General features: G+C 55.1%; 13 protein-coding genes. 9 read left to right on the top strand and 4 right to left on the bottom strand.

What is annotated here, in order from left to right; genetic code table 11:
- The first annotated feature begins 6 nt into the window (after window positions 1-6).
- The 6 genes from yidC (at window position 7) to Y5S_RS13315 (ending at window position 9,415) form a co-directional block, all read left to right on the top strand.
- Window positions 7-1,728 carry a membrane protein insertase YidC gene (yidC, locus tag Y5S_RS13340; protein WP_035233625.1) on the top strand — a complete coding sequence of 574 codons (1,722 nt, stop codon included), beginning with the start codon at window positions 7-9 and terminating at the stop codon, window positions 1,726-1,728.
- A gap of 103 nt (window positions 1,729-1,831) precedes the next feature.
- Entirely contained in the window at window positions 1,832-3,202 is a 1,371-nt protein-coding gene (mnmE, locus tag Y5S_RS13335) for a tRNA uridine-5-carboxymethylaminomethyl(34) synthesis GTPase MnmE (protein ID WP_035233623.1), read from the top strand.
- Between the two features lie 260 nt (window positions 3,203-3,462).
- The gene (locus tag Y5S_RS13330) at window positions 3,463-5,322 is read left to right on the top strand and encodes a hypothetical protein (protein WP_035233621.1); all 1,860 of its coding nucleotides are present in this window, start codon (window positions 3,463-3,465) and stop codon (window positions 5,320-5,322) included.
- Between the two features lie 11 nt (window positions 5,323-5,333).
- The gene (locus tag Y5S_RS13325) at window positions 5,334-6,635 is read left to right on the top strand and encodes a hypothetical protein (RefSeq protein ID WP_035233619.1); all 1,302 of its coding nucleotides are present in this window, start codon (window positions 5,334-5,336) and stop codon (window positions 6,633-6,635) included.
- Window positions 6,636-6,645: 10 nt separating this feature from the next.
- Window positions 6,646-7,347, top strand: a complete 702-nt coding sequence (locus Y5S_RS13320) for a hypothetical protein (protein ID WP_156107771.1) — start codon at window positions 6,646-6,648, stop codon at window positions 7,345-7,347.
- Window positions 7,337-9,415, top strand: a complete 2,079-nt coding sequence (locus tag Y5S_RS13315) for a DUF6160 family protein (RefSeq protein ID WP_156107769.1) — start codon at window positions 7,337-7,339, stop codon at window positions 9,413-9,415. The genes Y5S_RS13320 and Y5S_RS13315 overlap by 11 nt, the downstream gene beginning before the upstream one ends.
- Window positions 9,416-9,439: 24 nt before the next feature.
- On the opposite strand, the gene Y5S_RS13310 is transcribed toward Y5S_RS13315, so the two are convergent.
- Entirely contained in the window at window positions 9,440-10,177 is a 738-nt protein-coding gene (locus tag Y5S_RS13310) for a transporter (RefSeq protein ID WP_035233614.1), read from the bottom strand.
- Window positions 10,178-10,451: 274 nt separating this feature from the next.
- Here Y5S_RS13310 and Y5S_RS13305 point away from each other — a divergent pair, with 274 nt between their 5' ends.
- The 3 genes from Y5S_RS13305 to Y5S_RS13295 all read left to right on the top strand — a co-directional run bounded on the left by Y5S_RS13305 (window position 10,452) and on the right by Y5S_RS13295 (window position 15,544).
- Window positions 10,452-11,567 carry an efflux RND transporter periplasmic adaptor subunit gene (locus tag Y5S_RS13305; protein ID WP_052041609.1) on the top strand — a complete coding sequence of 372 codons (1,116 nt, stop codon included), beginning with the start codon at window positions 10,452-10,454 and terminating at the stop codon, window positions 11,565-11,567.
- Complete coding sequence (locus Y5S_RS13300) at window positions 11,564-14,656, top strand: efflux RND transporter permease subunit (RefSeq protein ID WP_035233613.1); 3,093 nt, start codon at window positions 11,564-11,566, stop codon at window positions 14,654-14,656. Before Y5S_RS13305 ends, Y5S_RS13300 begins: the two co-directional genes overlap by 4 nt.
- Window positions 14,657-14,878: 222 nt before the next feature.
- On the top strand, window positions 14,879-15,544 hold the full coding sequence (locus Y5S_RS13295; protein WP_035233612.1) for a M48 family metallopeptidase: 666 nt from the start codon (window positions 14,879-14,881) through the stop codon (window positions 15,542-15,544).
- 223 nt (window positions 15,545-15,767) lie between these two features.
- Here Y5S_RS13295 and Y5S_RS13290 read toward each other — a convergent pair whose 3' ends face one another.
- The 3 genes from Y5S_RS13290 to Y5S_RS13280 form a co-directional block, all read right to left on the bottom strand.
- Window positions 15,768-16,169 carry an REP-associated tyrosine transposase gene (locus Y5S_RS13290; protein WP_231552691.1) on the bottom strand — a complete coding sequence of 134 codons (402 nt, stop codon included), beginning with the start codon at window positions 16,167-16,169 and terminating at the stop codon, window positions 15,768-15,770.
- Between the two features lie 422 nt (window positions 16,170-16,591).
- On the bottom strand, window positions 16,592-16,795 hold the full coding sequence (gene cspE / locus Y5S_RS13285) for a transcription antiterminator/RNA stability regulator CspE (RefSeq protein WP_011590014.1): 204 nt from the start codon (window positions 16,793-16,795) through the stop codon (window positions 16,592-16,594).
- Between the two features lie 194 nt (window positions 16,796-16,989).
- The gene (locus tag Y5S_RS13280; protein WP_035233610.1) at window positions 16,990-17,877 is read right to left on the bottom strand and encodes a D-hexose-6-phosphate mutarotase; all 888 of its coding nucleotides are present in this window, start codon (window positions 17,875-17,877) and stop codon (window positions 16,990-16,992) included.
- Window positions 17,878-17,993: the final 116 nt, after the last annotated feature.

Below are 17,993 nucleotides of genomic sequence, written 5' to 3'. Positions count from 1 at the left end.
CCATTTATGGATATCCCGCGCGCGCTCGTGATCACCGGCATTGCCGTTGTCTCCTACCTGATGATTCAGGCTTGGCAGCAGGACTATGCCAACCCGGCCACACCGACACCGGTTGAACAGGTTGCCGACAGCAGTGACTCTCTTTCTGACCTGCCTCAGCCTCAACCAGAAGACAGTACGGTGCCTGATGCTGCTGCGTCAGCTGAGGCTCAGCCCCCGATAACGGAAGCGTCAGCTGCAGCTGCTTCCTCCCGCAAAGTGCAGGTGAATACTGATGTCCTGCGTGTGGAAATTGATCCTCGGGGGGGGGATATCGTTCGCCTGGCCCTTCCCGAGTACCCAAATCACGTAGAAACCCCGGATCAGCCCTTCGTGTTGATGAAGCAGGGTGCGGACATGACCTACGTGGCTCAGAGCGGGCTGGTGGGCAAGAATGGCACCGACACTTCATCTGGCCGGCCGCTGTGGTCTGCCTCCCAGGACAGCTATCAGCTGACTGACGGTGCCCAGGAATTGAATGTGGACCTGACCCTTAACCAGGAGAATGGTGCACAGATCATCAAGCGCTACACCTTCGAGAAGGGCAGCTATCTGGTGCGCGTCAGCCACATCATTCGCAATCAGGGTGATCAACCCTGGAGCGGCGCGCTTTATGGGCAGATCAAACGCGACGGTAGTGAAGACCCGGGAACGTCCACCCAGGGGCTGGTTCCCATGCCAACCTATCTGGGCGGTGCCTACTGGGATACCGAAAAGCCCTACAACAAATTCGATTTTGATGACATGCAGGAAAAACCCCTGAATCTGACGGTTCAGGGTGGCTGGATTGCCATGCTCCAGCATTACTTCGTGTCAGCCTGGGTGCCCGATGCCCAGCAGCGTAATCATTATTCCAGCGTCTATTTGCCCAAGCGTGATCAGTACCTGCTCCGCTTTGTCAGCCCTACCGTGACCGTGCCTGCTGGCGAAGAAAAGGCTCTCTATGCGGAGTTTTATGCCGGTCCGAAACAGCAGGATCATCTGGCTGCCATCAGTGGTGGTCTGGATATGACTGTGGACTATGGCTGGCTATGGTTTATCGCCCAGCCGATCTTTGCCTTGCTGGTCTTCCTGCAGAGCGGCCAGGTGTCCGTGTTCGGCATGGATATCGATATTGGTGGCGGCGTGGTGAACTGGGGTGTGGCGATCATCCTGTTGACCTTCATCATCAAGGCCATCTTCTTCAAGCTGAGTGCTACCAGCTACCGTTCCATGGCCAAGATGCGCAAGGTGGCTCCCGAGATGCAGCGCATCAAGGAGCAGCACAAGAACGACCGCCAGAAAGCGCAAATGGAAACCATGAAGCTGTTCCAGCGCGAGAAGATCAACCCGCTGGGTGGCTGTCTACCCATGCTGGTGCAGATGCCGGTATTCATTTCCCTGTACTACGTGCTGCTGGAATCCGTGGAGCTGCGCCAGGCGCCGTTCTTCCTGTGGATCAATGACCTGTCGGTGATGGACCCGTACTTCGTGCTGCCCATCCTGATGGGGGCCTCCATGTTCCTGCAGACGCGTCTCAACCCGACACCTGCCGATCCCATGCAGGCCCAGGTGATGAAGTGGATGCCGGTAGCCTTCTCTGTCTTCATGCTGTGGTTCCCGGCAGGTCTGGTACTGTACTGGCTGACCAACAACATTCTTTCCATTGCCCAGCAGTGGGTGATTACCCGCAATATCGAGAAAGGCTGAAGGAACGCAGAACGCCTCATGTCTGACGTTCGACGAAAAGCCGGTCCCTGACCGGCTTTTTGTTTGCTGGTATCCAACAACCTCTGATCCTTATAATTTCGCCATGTCGAATACAAGTCAGGACACTATTGTCGCCATCGCTACCGCCCCCGGTCGGGGTGGCGTAGGTGTGGTGCGTTTGTCCGGGCCTGCATCGCTGGTAATTGCCAAAACGCTCTGCGGCGATCGTGAGCTGACTCCACGTATGGCGCACTTCGCTCGTTTTCGCGATGGCGCTGGTGAGGTCATCGACGAAGGGCTGGCGATCTACTTTCCGGCACCGAACTCGTTCACCGGCGAAGAAGTGGTGGAACTGCAGGGCCATGGCGGCCCCGTCATCCTGGATCTGCTGGTCAAGGCCTGTATTGATGCCGGAGCACGTCAGGCACTTGCCGGCGAGTTTTCCCAGCGTGCCTTTCTCAATGACAAGATGGATCTGACTCAGGCAGAAGCCATTGCCGATCTGATTGATGCCGGCACCGAAGCCTCTGCCCGGGCGGCCCTGCATTCCCTGCAGGGAGCGTTTTCCAGTGAGGTAAATCAGCTGGTGGAAGAGCTGATCGGCCTGCGCATCTATGTGGAGGCCGCCATCGATTTCCCTGAAGAGGAAATCGATTTTCTATCCGATGGCAAAGTGGCTGGTGATCTGGATGCCGTTTATCAACAGGCGCTACGGGTACTGGATGAGGCTCGCCAGGGGCGCCTGGTACGCGAAGGCATGACTCTGGTGATTGCCGGCAAGCCCAACGCGGGCAAGTCATCCCTGATGAATGCCCTGGCCGGCTTTGATGCGGCCATCGTCACCGACATTGCCGGTACCACTCGGGATGTGCTGCGCGAAGCCATACAGCTGGATGGCATGCCCCTCAACCTGATTGATACTGCCGGCCTGAGGGAAAGTGGTGACGTGGTGGAACAGGAGGGGATTCGCCGCGCCTACGCGGAAATGAAAAAAGCTGACCGCCTGCTGGTCATGGTGGATTCCCGGGAAGACGCTATCGACCCACAAGATATCCACAGCTTACTACCGCAGAGTCAACAGCAGTTGGAAAACCTGGATTTGCCGGTCACGGTGATCCTCAACAAGGCAGACCTGTCCGGCCTGCCGCCCGGTGCCGCAGATGATGGTACCTATATATTGTCAGCCTCCACCGGGGAAGGGCTGTCAGACCTGCGTGCTCACCTGAAAGCGGTGGCCGGCTATCAGGGGGAAGGCCAAAGCCGTTTCTCCGCCCGCCGCCGTCATATCACCGCCCTCGAGCAGGCCCTTGAGGCGCTAGACAACGGCAAAGCCCAGCTCCACGGCCATGCCGCTGGTGAACTCCTCGCCGAAGACCTGCGCGCCGCCCAGAAAGCCCTGGAAGAAATCACCGGTGCCTTTACCGCTGATGACCTTCTGGGCCGCATCTTCTCCTCTTTTTGTATTGGCAAATAGCCGGTTCCTGGCCCTTTTATCCATCGCAACCCGATCGGATTGTCACAAAATTCTTATTCCTGACATTTTCGCTCATCCCTCATACGCGACCCGCGTCTTTATAAAACAACAACATAAAATTGAGTATACAAAATTCTTAAAGCTGATCATTGTTTGATCAGTCGTGCCGCGCGACCTTACAAAAATCTATAGGAACTGTCTGTGAACAATTGTTAGCAGATAGGGAATAAGAATAATCAAAATGTATAGGGAGACGCGGGATGGCTTCGTTACATCGCCGCATGGGTAACGTGCTCCGCACGGCACATCTTGCAGCTTTGGCTGCCATGACGCTATCGCCGCTCACGGGTATGGCGGCATTAGAGCGTATGGATGATGACGCCATGTCCGGTGTCAGTGGTGCCGGTATTGCGTTGGGTTTTGAAGATTTTCGCTGGCTGACCAAGCCCACCAGTTACTACGAGCAGATGGGTTCCAATCCGGTTGGGGATACCACCTTTCAGCGTGCCGATATGCGCTGGTATGGATTGAGTATTACCGCCATTGCGGATGGCACGGGGGCGAATCAAGGCTTTCACTGGGACCAGTCTGGAACCAGTTTTGGCACCGCTTGCAGCGGCACAGGTCTGGCCTGTCCCTTGGGTGGTCAGATTGTCAATTTCGCCCCTTTTGATAATCCCTACGTACTGCGCGCCTATTCCCCGTTTGGTTATCACTACGATGGAACTCCATTGAATGAAGATCCGAACGTGCCGGATAAAACCGTCTATGAATATGTCGCCCCGACGGTTCAGCCTTATTACAACTTTTCCTTTATGGGAGAGATTGAGGCGGGCAGAACCGGGCCAAATGAAAATCTGCAGAGTGGTACTGGCGAATTTCTGAAAAGCCAGACGCTCATTCAGGGGAACGCGGCGGGTTCTATCTTCCGTATGTTTCAGCATACCCAGCCAGGCAATGAGACCTTCGCAATCATGTACCACAGTCACTTGCGCGGTGACTTTCGTTTTTCTGCCGGACAGGATTCCAGGTCAGCAAGTGATGTTGTTGGTGTGCCAGTTATTTTTGATGAAGATGAAGGGCTTCATTTCAAGAATGTGGATGCCTTTATTGCCCTGGGACAACCCTTCTATCAGGCGCTAACCCTGGATGCGGTTCCTCAGCAGGACGGAAACTTCATTTTGGAAATTCCGTTCTTGCGCGACCCAGCATTGCCCACAACAGGCGCGCTGAACAATGCTATCAAACATTTCTATTCGTTTGCGGTGCCAGAGACTGTATCTGATCCCAGTGACCCTTTCGGTCAAACCTTGCCGGGGTTTATTACTGCCCGTCTTGCCATTCTTGAGAACACCCCTGGTGCAAACGTGGATGCCTACAAGGCTCATGTGAGTTCGACTTACAACATCCCGATTGCAGACATTGAATTGCCAGAAAGTTATGAAGTCACCCATGGCTATTCCCGCTGGGGAGACTGGACTCCTTGTCGTGGTATTGGTTGCCCCTCCGTTCATGGTATAGGGGCTGCAACGCCGGTTTCTCATCCGAATCGAAATTCCTATAACAGCACCAGTGACGGCATGTTCTTCAGAAAATGCAAAAACTGCCGGGATTTTGATGCTTTTGCTTATCTGTTAACTGCTGTCGATGTTCGCAATGGCAACAGTCAGTTTTCCTGTCCCGGAGGTGAAGGATGCACCGCTCAGGGATACACCCCAAGGGGAGTGACATCAAACAGGAATAATGGCCTGGGGGCGTTGTATGACGGTTCTCATAATGCCAACGGAAGATACTACGCCCGGTCTGATAGCTGTACCGCAACTGCTGGAGATCCCTATCGATGTGGTTATGGAGGTAGCTATTCGGTCAATGCAGGAGGCGCTCATGTTTATGTAAACGGAAAGCAGGATCCCTCAGAGATTTTTGGAGTAGCAAGTCGACCATATACAGAAAATCGAGAATATAGCTGTGGGCCTTTTGGTGTTTTTACATGCGATGAAGCTGTTCCCAAAGGAATTCCGGTGATTCGAACCGATGTGGTCAATATAGGTGATTCCCGCATCGAAGGCCTACAAATGAACTATATGAAATTTACCAGCTACGGCGCAGGTGCACCGTGAAAGATAGGGCTATGAAGAATAAAAAAATGATAAGGCCCACAAAAGTTCTTCTTCTTTTTTTTCTGTTTCAGTTTCCGCTGGAAAGTCTGGCTTTCAGAAATGATGGGATGGAAGAGCTAAATGAATCCGCCCTTCGGGATGTTGCCGGACAGGGGCTTTTTGTTGCCGATATGGTTCGTGGTGATGAACTTGCAAATCCCAATGAGTACTCCACCCCATTCAATTTTTACAGGGTGGGTATGGATGGAGAAATGCAGCTTAATCTGAACATGTCGAAGCTGCAGTTGGGATGTGGTGGGGTGAACGATTTGTTGTCTGGTCACGCGGGCTGCGATATCGATATCGATTACGTCAGCATGATGGGGCGTAACGGATATCAACCGGGAGATCCTCAGAGTCCGGTCATCCTTGATCGCCCTTATATGGAATTTGCCATCAAGAATGATGATAGTCCGACGCTAAGGGAGGTCGTTGGAATCAAGATTGGTGCCGCAACCGTAGATGGCTTTATGGCGACGGGACGCCGCTATTACCAAGGTGTCCTGAATGAGGAAAACAGCGGCTTCGGAAATACCTGTAACCCCGATGCATTTACCGGAGCAGGGGTGGTGGGCTGTCACTCGGGATTGAATTCAGTAAGTGGCTTCTTGGGCACCGATCTTTCACTGACTATGCGTGTTAAGGCGACTGTCGCTTCTTTGCTCTCACTGGATGCCTGGGGGTGTACCGGAAGAACCAGCACCACGGAAGATCTGTGTGGCACCAATCAGAACGACTCCATTTTTGTGGATCTGGCGGGTACTCGAATGCAGAGCCTTGGTCTGAGGGCAGCGGAACTAACGTTGAATGGCAGTGGCATCGTTGCCTTTCTGGAGTTTATTGGTCTGAACGATGTTTATGCCCAACTTAATGCGGATGCTAGAACGGTTCATGGGTTGGCGTTTGAAAATACCAGCGATTTCTTTCTTTCCTTTCAGCGTGAGCCAGTGGCTTATCCGCGTTATAGCAAAATGAGCCCAACAGCAGAATTTACTCAGCAAGGATTGATGGGGGTGGCGTTGGATGCATGCGCTACCACCAGTCAGGATACCCCACGTTGCCATAGCGGATACGCGGTGCCAGCCAATACCGGTTGGTGGATGAATGCTCCCAGCGCAAAGCTGGTGGATGTCTATAACGACAATATGCAGCTCGGGAATTTGTCGATTGGTGATGCCCTGGATCTTCTGGATGCACCGGGCTTCCCGATTGTGAATCCGGAACTGGATTTTCATCGTGCCCAGAACTGCTATGGCAGCAGCACCTTCTGCTAAGGGGAGGCCAATGAGAAGAATAATCAGGATTGGCGTCTATGGGATTGTGGTGATGCTGGCGTCAGTGGGCAGCGCTGACAGCATGCGTGCCATGAACGATTACGAGTTGGGGGAAATCACTGGGCAAACGGCGATTCAGCTTTCTCTGCGGCTGCACAACAACATTGAAGTCCGCGATGATAATCATGTTGCTTTGTCTCACTGTAATACTGCGCCGGGCACATATAACCCTTGCCGCCTGGGCATGGAGTTTGTGGATAAAGAAACCAACTGGCTGGTGATGAAGGAGTATTACGGCTATCTGAACCTGACCGATATTCGCCTTCAAGGAGTCGTGTTGCCCGGCTCTAATACTCTGTATCACGATGAAGATCGCTTCAAGCGAGAAGACGGTAGCTGCATGATCACCAACTGTGATCCCAGTGGTTTGGTAGCAATCCAGATGGATTACCCGTCGGGTAAGGGGGAGGGCGAATATCTGGACATGCGAACCTTCATGAATGTGGGGCGCATGACGGTGGAAACCAACGATCCCGCCGCCACCTACAGTGATGCCAGCAACCCATACACCCCGGACAATCTTTCCGATTTTGGCTTCATGCAGGAGCAGAACCAGGGCGTAGCCAATGCGTTCCGTATCAGCGATAGCACTGGCCCGAACGCCAATATGCAGGTCCGATTTGACGGGAGGACACTGATTTATGGCTTCTAGGGGGATCGGGCTGCTACTGCTCTTGCCGGTATGCGCTCAAGCATTAACGCCGCTGGATGATTCTTCCCTGTCTTCGATTAATGGGCAGGATGGCCTCACTGTGGATTTGGAAAGCGCAGTGGGGATCAGCGCAGAAAACCTTGCCTGGCAGACGGATCAGGGCATTCAAGATCAGGAAGCACTGACGCACTTTCGCGATGTGTCATGGCAAGGTGACGGAGGCCCACTGCAAAGTCGTTTTACGCTGGATGTGGGAAGTAATGGTGCTGTCCCCATGCTGGCCATGACCTATGCCTGGCAACCAGGGGTATACCGGATTGGGGGCTTCACACTGGAAACCCCCAGCAATCAGGATTACCAGAGCCATTCACTGGGAGAAATGGCGCTTTACTCTTCAGGCACTATCAGCCTGGTGAACGCTGGTATTTTTAATACCGATGCCAATGGCTACGCCCAGTTTGATTTTGACATGACAGGGGATTTAATCATCCGCCAGGGAGGTGCAGGCACCGCTGAGCTCAGCTTCGGAAATATGGCGTTCGCGAACCGCTTTACGTCGGGAGCTGCGACGGGCCACCAACCCGGGACGGGTATCGTTGGCGTTAACAGCGATGGCATTCTGATCCAGGCAGACCATACCTTCACCGATTTTCGTTTTGACCTGATGTACAAGGAAAACCCGGTTGATTTTGATCGTGATGGACGATCCCCGATGATTCATGCGGGTTGGACTGGTGGATTGACGGATGCACGGATGAAGATCATGTCGGGAGGGGTGTCCTATCATCAGGCCAGTGGTTGGGATTATCTAAGCAGTCGTTCGCAAGGATTGTTGTTCCGGGCCGCATGGGATTACGACACGGATTTCGGTCTTGTGCTCGGTCATGCAGATGGTGACCGGACCCGACTGACGTTGTCAGACTGGAAGCAGATGGGAGGCGAGAATCCGGCGGATCCCATGCTGGCCATGGATGTGATTTTGGATGTGCTGCAGAACAATGTGGGGCCGGCAGGCTTGTGCATGGGGTATGGCCTTGCGGCAGGGCAGCCCAGCCAGAGTCAGTGTACGGCCAATGGTGGGGAATTTATTGATACCCGGGTTCCGGTGGATGACTCCGCCTTTGCCTTGATGTTGCGAAACAGCCATCTGCATGGCTACAGCAGTAAAATGCGTGTGGAAAATCCAGCTACCAGCTGGAGCAAGGATTACAACTTCGGTCTGATTCTGACGCTGGGCAAGCTGGATGCGGACATGCTGATCTATCCGCGCGGGGCTTTCGACAGTCAGGATGGCCTGAAGATGGACATCAACCTGGTTGCCCAGTCACCGGGTTATTGGGCCGCTGCCAACAGTGCTGTTCCTGCAGAGCGTGTTGCCGCCGCCTCGGATTGGGCCACCAACTCTCATCTGTTGTTCGCCGATACCAGTAGCAACATCGGGGTCGGGATTCTGCATAATGATGTGCTCTGGCAAACGCGGGATATGTTTATCCGCATTGGTGAACAGGATCCGGTTTTCAGCGACATGCAAACCGGGATCATGCTGAGCAGTGATACCCTGGCCCGCTATTATCTGCGAGGGTTGTTCGGGGCGGGCAATCTCAATGAACTGAGTAGCGGCACCGCCAATGTGGCGCTCTGGCAGTTTAATCTTGCCGCCAGCCGTTACCGTTTCGTTATGTTCCCAAGTGCTCAGACGGTAGTGACGCCAACTGGAAATCAGACCCTGTCAACGATTGGCTTTGAAGGATTCTTTGATATTGATCCCAGCTCTTATCTGACCCTGGCCGAGGTATCGGCACCGGGTTCTTCGTTCAACCTGTATAACGTATCCGGGTCTCTGGGTTGGAAGGAGGGGAATGTGGTAATGAAATCCGGGGATCAGAATAGTGACGGCAGTGCCTCAATCAGCATTGAAAACCAGTTGTTAATTGGTGAAAGCGTTAACTTTGGTAATGGTGCTGGCGATCCCCTGATTGGCAACCTGGGCTTCGGTAACCAGAACTATGGCCGTATCGCCTTTCCTGGAGGAATCTGGCACAGCGAGATCGTCGCCAAGGTGCCATGATAACCTGATCGTTTGCTAGGCATATCAAAAAGCCACTGCGATTCCCAGGCCGGCCTCATTATCCACGCTGTCACTATCCAGGGCGCCGCGACCATAGGCATCCAGCTGAATCGAGGGCGTCATCATCCAGGTGATCCCACCGCCAGCGCGGTTGTTGTCGTCTCCATCGTCCTGGTTATGGGTAAACCCGGCATCGAGAAAGATGGCCCATTGATCACTCAAGCGGGCATGCCAGGAAGGCACGAGAGTAGTGGAAGTTTCCGACCCGTCATCCTCCATACGGACACTCAGCTGTAGCTGATGTCGGTCGTCCATCCACCAGCCGCCGCTCACTGCGATGAAACTACCGTCTTCACCATCGCTGAAACCGTCGCTGGCGGTATCCATCAACATGCCTGCCAGTAGCGCGGCACGGAAAACCTCTCCCCGGTACAGGGCAAACTTGGCCCCGATGGAACTGTCTCCCAGACCATCCTGATCATTGTCATTATTGGCGTAGTCGATTTTCTGGTAGCGGTAGCTGTTGATACCAACCTGAATTTCCATACGGCTGACGACCTGCAGGCGTAGCAAGGTGTTGAAATCCAGAGTGGTGATTTCCGGGCTGCTGCGCTGATCCAGAGTGGCATCGGGCAGGCCTTGTTCGAGAACAATACGGTGTTGCTGCAGAGTGTCCGGATTGAGGCCGAGCCCCGGGCGTTCAAACGGTGGCGCAGCTGATACCGCACCTGGTATGAGAAACAGGCTGAATAGCCAGCGCATGCGACTTCACTCCCTGAAGAAATCCCTATGGGCTGCATTAACTAATGTAGGCACCCTAGCAGCCTCCGAATCCTGGCAACATTAACCGAAAGAATAGGGTGCGTGGCGTTTCTGGATCGGTTTGCCTGATCTAGCGCTGCCTGTTGCGTGAAGCAGGAAGCATAAAAATGAATTATCTTCATATTCCGCTGTCATCCTAACGCCATCTGTACGCAATGCTTGCATAATTGGCATCTAGACTAGGCGGCTGAACTTGAATAATACGGAGAATTCCATGGGGCGGGTGATAACGGGGTTGGTGGTGCTTGTTGTGATTGCAGCAGCAGCCTGGTGGTTGTTGGCACCGCAGGAGGGCCCCCGTGGACAGCGTCCGCCTACAGCAGTGAATCTGGCTCCGAGTATCGAGCGTGATCTGGTGGATCAAGTGGAAGCGGTGGGAACGTCTCGAGCGGCTCAGGCGGTAGTCGTGTTGGCGGAGGTGCCTGGCCGGGTTGCGGAGATTCATTTTCAACAGGGCCAGGAGGTCAAGCGCGGCCAGCTGCTGGTATCACTGGATGATCGTAATGCCCGTGCCGATCTGGCCCGTGCTGAAGCGGAATATCAGCGTGCGCTGGATGATTATCGCCGTGGTCAGCAACTGGTGGCCAAGCGGGCAATTTCAGAATCCGAGGTGGACACCTTCCGTACCTCTCTGGAGTCTGCCCGAGCCAACCGGGAGGCCGCCCAGGCCAACCTTCATGATCATCGCATTCGCGCCCCCTTTGCGGGTGTTGTTGGCCTGCGTCAGGTGGATGGCGGCGCTTACCTGCAAACCGGAGATGCCATCACCACTCTGGATAATCTGGGGCACATCGAAGTGGATTTCCAGGTACCGGAACGCTATCTGGCCCGGCTCTCTGTCGGTCTGCCTGTGCTGGCCAGGAACGATGCTTTTCCGAATACCCTCTTCCAGGGCGGCATCAGCCATCTCGATTCCCGGGTGAACAGCAACAGCCGAAGCCTGACAGCCCGCGCCCGTTTGAATAACCCGGGTGATCGCATGCTGCCGGGACAATTCCTGCGTATTACTGTGCAGTTGGATCGTCGCCCGGCCCTGCTGGTGCCGGAACAGGCCATCATTACCCAGGGGGCACAAAGTTACGTGTTCACGGTTGATGCGGCTCAAAATGCGGTGCGTCATCCGGTTACTCTGGGTGGTCGCCGCGACGGCTGGGTGGAAATTACCAGTGGCTTGAGTGATCAGCCGGATGTGATCGTCAATGGACACAGCCGCTTGGGCAGCGGTCAGCCGGTGAATGTCATCGACAATCCAGAGGCGTTGTTGCCTGGCCAGCGAGTCCTGCTCACTCCGGAGAACCAGAACGTCGCAGCCCAGGATGCCGCAGCATGATCTTGTCGGATGTTTCCATCAAGCGGCCTGTATTTGCCACCGTCATCAGTTTGTTGATTGTTGTTTTTGGCATCAGCGCACTGATGAAACTGCCGGTGCGGGAATACCCGGATATTGATCCGCCCGAGGTGTCGGTCAGTGTGGATTATGCTGGTGCCGCGCCAGAGGTGATCGATACCCAGATTGTTCAGGTCATCGAAGGGGCCTTGGCCGGTGTGGAAGGGGTACGCAAGATTGAATCCCGAAGCCGCCTGGGTTCTGCCCGCACCAGTGCAGAATTCACTCTGGATCGGGATGTGGATATTGCCGCCAATGATGTGCGCGATGCGGTGTCCCGAGTGCTGAACCGGTTACCGGAAGAAGCTGATACACCGGTAATTGCCAAGTCTGATGCCGATGCCCGTCCCATCATCTGGGTGACACTGACCAGTAGCACCCTGGCGCCCCAGGAGCTTACCGATTTTGCCGAGCGTTCGCTGGTGGATCGCTTTGCTGTTCTCGACGGCGTATCAGAAGTCATTATTGGTGGTGAGCGACGCTATGCCATGCGGGTGTGGCTGGATCGTCAGCGCATGGCCGCCAACCAGATCACCGTGACGGATATTGAGCAGGCCCTGCGCAGCAATAATGTGGAATTGCCCGCCGGGCGTCTGGAGTCACAATCGCGGGCATTCACCGTGCGTGCGGATAACCGGCTGGACACGGTGGCCGCTTTCGAAAAGCTGGTGGTGCGACGTAGTGGTGATTACCTGCTGCGTCTTGGTGATGTGGCCCGGGTGACGCTGGGGGTGGAGAACGATGACTCCGTGCTGCGCGCTAACGGCCAGACGGCTATTGGTTTGGGCGTTGTCAGGCAGTCCAAGGCAAACACCGTGGCCGTGTCTGACCGGGTACGTGATGAAATTGAGGCCGTGCGTGAAAGTCTGCCTGCGGATATCAGTCTCGACATCAACTACGATGAATCCCTGTTCATTCGTGCCTCAATTCGTGAGGTGTTGATTACTTTGGGAATTTCTGTGGCGCTGGTGATCGGCGTGATCTTTGCGTTCCTCGGTAATCTGCGTGCCACCCTGATTCCCGCAGTGACCATTCCGGTCTCGGTGGTGGGGGCCTTTATCGGTTTCGGCGCACTGGATTTCTCTATCAATGTGCTCACCCTGCTGGCATTGATTCTTGCCATCGGGCTGGTGGTCGATGATGCCATCGTGATGCTGGAAAATATCCAGCGTCGAATCGATGAAGGGGAAAGTCGTTTGGTGGCAGCCTATCTGGGCGCGCGCCAGGTGGCCTTTGCGGTAGTCGCCACCACCCTCACCCTGGTAGCGGTATTTGTTCCTATCTCCTTCATGGCCGGTAACGTGGGTCGTTTGTTTGGCGAGTTTGGTTTTACCCTGGCATCGGCGGTGATTATTTCCAGTATCGTGGCGCTGAGCTTGGCACCCATGTTGTGTTCCCGCTGGCTGCATCGGCACAGCGTCAAGGAGCTGGAGGGGAAAGGTAACTGGCTCGAACGGGGGCTGTCTCGCCTGAACCAGGGCTATGCCGCCGGTCTCAAGGCTACCCTTGGTAAACCCTGGCCGCTGGTCGCGGGTTGTGTGGTGCTTTGTGGTATCGCAATACTGCTGTTCCGTCAGCTTCCGCAGGAATTGGCTCCCACAGAAGACCGTGGCGTTTTCATTATTCCCGCTACCGCCCCCCAGGGTTCCACCATCGAATATGGCGAGCACCATACCCGCTCGCTGGAAAAGATATTGATGCCATTGGTGGAGAACGGAGAGGCAGAACGAGTGCTCGCGATCGTGGGTTTTCGTGGAGTGGCCGAACGGGCATTTACCATTGTCCGTCTGAAGGACTGGGATCAACGTGATCGTACCCAGCAAGAGATCGTCAACAGCATTCGCGGGCCCTTGTCTGAGGTGACTGGCCTGCGTGCCTTCCCGGTGAATCCGCCGGGCCTGGGGCAAAGCCCGTTCGGTCAGTCCCTGGAAGTGGTCGTGGCGGGTCCGGATTACGAACTGGTCAAGGCCTGGAGCGAAACCCTGATGGCAGGGATGCGCGACAACCCGAGTCTGACCAGTATTGATACGGACTTTGAACAGACCCAGCCGCAACTGGATGTATCGCTTAATCGTGAACGTGCCGCCGATCTTGGCATTACTGCTACCGATGTGGGGGAAACCTTGCAAGCCATGTTCGCCACCCTGACGGCATCCACTTATGTGGACCGTGGCCGCGAGTACGATGTCATTCTGGAAGCAGAAGAGGGCTCCAGTCAGGGACCAGAAGATGTGTTGCCAATTTATCTGCGCAGCGGCAGCGGCCAGCTGGTACCGTTTTCCAGCGTGGTGGAAGTGACCACCACCGGGGATTCTCCCGAGCTGCGCCGGGTGGATCGATTGCCAGCGATTACCCTGTCTGCGAATCTGGCGGAAGGCTATGACATGGCCAGCGCCATGGCGTACATCGAGAAGACCGCTCAGGAGACTTTGCCGCTGGAAGCCAGGATTGGTTACAAGGGCATGGCGGAGGAATTGCAGCGCTCTTCTTCCGCTATTCTGGTGACGTTCTCGCTGGCACTGATCATCGTGTTCCTGGTGCTGGCAGCCCAGTTTGAAAGCTGGATCCACCCCCTGATCATTATGCTAACTGTGCCATTGGCGCTGGCAGGTGCGGTGGTGGCCATGACCATGACGGGTGACAGCCTCAACATCTACAGCCAGATCGGCATGATCATGTTGCTGGGTTTGATGGCCAAGAACGGTATCCTGATCGTGGAATTTGCCAATCAGCTTCGGGATCAAGGGCGCAGCGTCAAGGACGCGATTTACGAAGGTGCCATCGTGCGTTTTCGTCCGGTACTGATGACCGGGGTGTCCACCATTTTTGGTGCCATCCCCCTGGTGTTGGCCACCGGCGCAGGTGCGGAAAGTCGCTTTACCATTGGTGTAGTGATCCTCGGTGGCCTGCTGTTCGCCACCGTGTTGACCCTGTTCGTGATACCAGTGTTGTACCAGTGGCTGGCACCCTACGCATCCCCGGCGGATGCGGTGAAGCAGCAGTTGGATAAGGAATTGCCGGACACCCAATGACATCTCCACTGTGGAGTCGTTTTTCGCCCGTAAGCATAGTTGGCGTATTGAAAAAAGTTTCGAGTTGCGAGTAACGAGTTTCGAAAGACCAAAACACCAAATGGCACTGCCTGCAGGTTTTCGTGACTCGAAACTCGTTACTCGCTTCCATTAGCGTTGATAGCGACTTATGGCTTGAAGAGTCCAGAAGCGCTGCATTAATACCAGGGTATGTCTCGCTGAATGACTGATTTCGAACTCATCCGCAGCAAACGCCGCAGCCTGGAACTGCGCGTGCTGGAAGACGGCACGGTACAGGTGCGCGCGCCGCAGCGGGCGCCGGTGCGCATGGTGCAAACGTTTGTGGACAGCCGCCGCCAGTGGATTGCGGATCAGCAGCAGCGCCAGGCCAGCCGCCCACGGCAACGCTGGCTGGATGGCGAGGTGCTGGCCTGGCGTGGTGACAGACTGCAGTTGGATGTCAGCGAGGGGCGTACTCGAGTCGGGATCAGTGGCTGTTACCTGTCGGTACGAGTCACACAGCCGGAAGATGAAATGGTGGTGCGCAGTGCGGTGGAAGGCTGGATGCGCCGTCAGGCAAAGGGCGTGTTTGAAGACAGCATTGAGCGGCAGTTCGGTTGGTTCGCGGCACAAGGTTTTGCTCGCCCCACACTGCGCATCAAAAAGATGCGTACCCGTTGGGGATCACTGTCCGCCCGTGGCTATATCAATCTCAACATGGCCTTGCTGCATTATCCGCCTCTGGCCTTGGACTATGTGGTGATGCACGAGCTCTGTCACCTCAAACACATGGACCACGGCCCCGGCTTCCACGGCCTCATGGATGCGCGCATGCCAGATTGGCGTCAGCGCAAGGCGCTCCTCGAACAACCCCTGTTCCAGCCATAACGCCCACCCTGCCGTAGGAGCGTTGCTGGCGGCGCGATTCCAGAACCGTTAAAAGCGATGTTTACCACAGAGGGCACAGAGCACACAGAGTTTAAAACCGTCGTTTTTTCTCAGTGAACTCTGTGTCCTCTGTGGTGAAACTGCTTTTGATCCAGGTCTGGAATCGCGCCGCCAGCGACGCTCCTACGGCAGGGGCGGCCATTATTTATGATGGTTGATGCTGCTACAGCCACATGGCATTCCAGTAGGGGTAAAGCCGAACGTTTGTTGTAAGCCCGGCCCTAATCGGGTTGGCAACGATATAGCGAGCTATCTGTACGCAATCTTCCTCTTCACGAAGAGCATGGTCGTGGAATCCACGTTGCCAGATGGATTGACCCATGGCCCTTGCGGTTTGGCTTTTGAGCATCCCGACGGTTTGCGACAGTGAATACTTTCCGGAGAGGGAAAGCAGCCAGTGAAAATGGTCCGGCATAACAACAAAACACAGGGTTTCACCTGCGCCCATTTTTTCCATAGCGATGAAGTTTCGGCATAACAGCCTCGCCGCCGCCGTTTCCTCAAACCACGGAGCCCTGTTACGAGTAACGGCGGTCACCAGATATTGTTGGCCCCGAATCGACACCCGGCCTCGCCGGAGCCTGTGTCCATCATGTAAGGAATGCATAAATTCAAGGATGCTTGACGACCCTGATCGGCATAAGCGCCAAACACTGAAAACGCCGTGGGCGATAACCCCGGCTTTTTGTAGGCCGTTGCCCCCGCCGTAGGAGCGTCGCTTGCGGCGCGATACCCGACCTGGATCAAATGCAGTTTCATCACAGAGGGCACAGAGTTCACAGAGTAAACCCCTTCTTTTCCTCAGTGATCTCTGTGCCCTCTGTGGTAAATATCGCTTTTAGATAGTTGGGTTATCGCGCCGCGAGCGACGCTCCTACGGCGGGGGGCGTGGGGAAACAGGAAGGGGAGTAGGTGGTCTGCGAGCGAGCAGTGCCCAGACACAAAAAAACCCGCCGAAGCGGGTTTTTTTGTGTGCCGGAGCAGTGCTTATTCAGCAACTACGTTGGCAGCCTGAGGACCTTTGGGGCCCTGCTGGATCTCGAAGGAAACCTTCTGACCCTCGGCCAGGGTTTTGAAGCCTGAGCCAGTGATTGCACTGAAATGAACGAATACGTCCGCACCACCATCGTCCTGGGAGATGAAACCAAAACCCTTGGACTCGTTGAACCACTTCACAGTACCAGTAGCCATGTGAATCTATACCTCAAAATCTATTACTTAGAGTGTTGCTTGCAAACCATGATGGGGGTGTTCGGAGACAACTTCAGCTTCACGCAGGGAAGGCAACTACCAACACAAACCTCGGCCATAATTCGCAGCCAGTTAAGACTCTACTCCCCTTTTTCAGAGAGCACCACCCCTTTTTATTGACCGTTTTCAGGCGCTTATAACGGGTTTGTCACAAAGCTGACGGACATCTCGTGTGTCTCGCCCGGAGGCAGGAAAAGCACGTCATCCAGGACTCTGGCAGTCTCGATACAGAGCATGCATTGCCAGGCATCGTCAGCAAACTGACTAAGCCGTTGGCTTTTTTCGATCCAGGGATTCCAGACTACCGCAGACCGACTTCCTGAGGTCGACAAAGTGATGCGCCGCTGCCAACCGGGATCCTCAATGTGCAGGATCGGGTCCAGTTGCAGATAGAGCCGGTCGGTTTCTTCCCGGAAAGTGAGCGGGCCGCTTTGCCGGTGGCTGTGCCAGTTATCCATGGCATCCACATAGGGTTTCTGATCGAGCCCTTGCAGGGTCACATGGCGGCTATCGCTGACGGCGAAGTAACTATGCAGGGCCTGGGAAATGACCACGGTATTATCACTGCGGTTATGGTTCTGCAGAGTGATGCTCAAGGTGGTGTCCAGGGTGATTCGCAGAGTCAGCTGTACATCGGGAAATTCGCCGGGCTGTTGTGCCGGATCCGGCTGCAATGCCAGCTCAATACGATCATTGCTCTGGTGTTGCTCAATCAGCACCCAGGGCAGGGTGCGCACCAGGCCATGGGCCGGAGGCTCACTGAAGGCATATTGTTGCTGCACCGCTTCCGGGTTGAAAGTCAGCCCACCAAACCAGGGCCAGCAAACGGGAACCCCGCCTCGCACACCGGCTCCCTTTTGATAAGCGGCCTGCTCGCTGAGCCAGATAATCGGGGGTTCGTTATCCTGTCGATACTCCAGCACCTGGCCACCCTGTTCGGCGATTACCAGTGTCTGGCCACGGTGGCGGACCTGCCAACAGGCAAGTTCGCCACGGGTGATTTGGGTGATTGATGAGGTCATCCGTTACCTGCGATTTTTGTAGGGTGGAAATCGGCGAAAGCCGATCTCCGCCGTTGCCGGGTACTTGCATCTGCTACCAGATGGCGGGTGGGCTTGATCACCGCAATTGCGAGTAA

Origin of the sequence: Alcanivorax nanhaiticus, assembly GCF_000756665.1 — a bacterium.
GTDB lineage: Bacteria > Pseudomonadota > Gammaproteobacteria > Pseudomonadales > Alcanivoracaceae > Alcanivorax > Alcanivorax nanhaiticus.
This window is presented reverse-complemented; position numbering and strand designations above follow the sequence as displayed.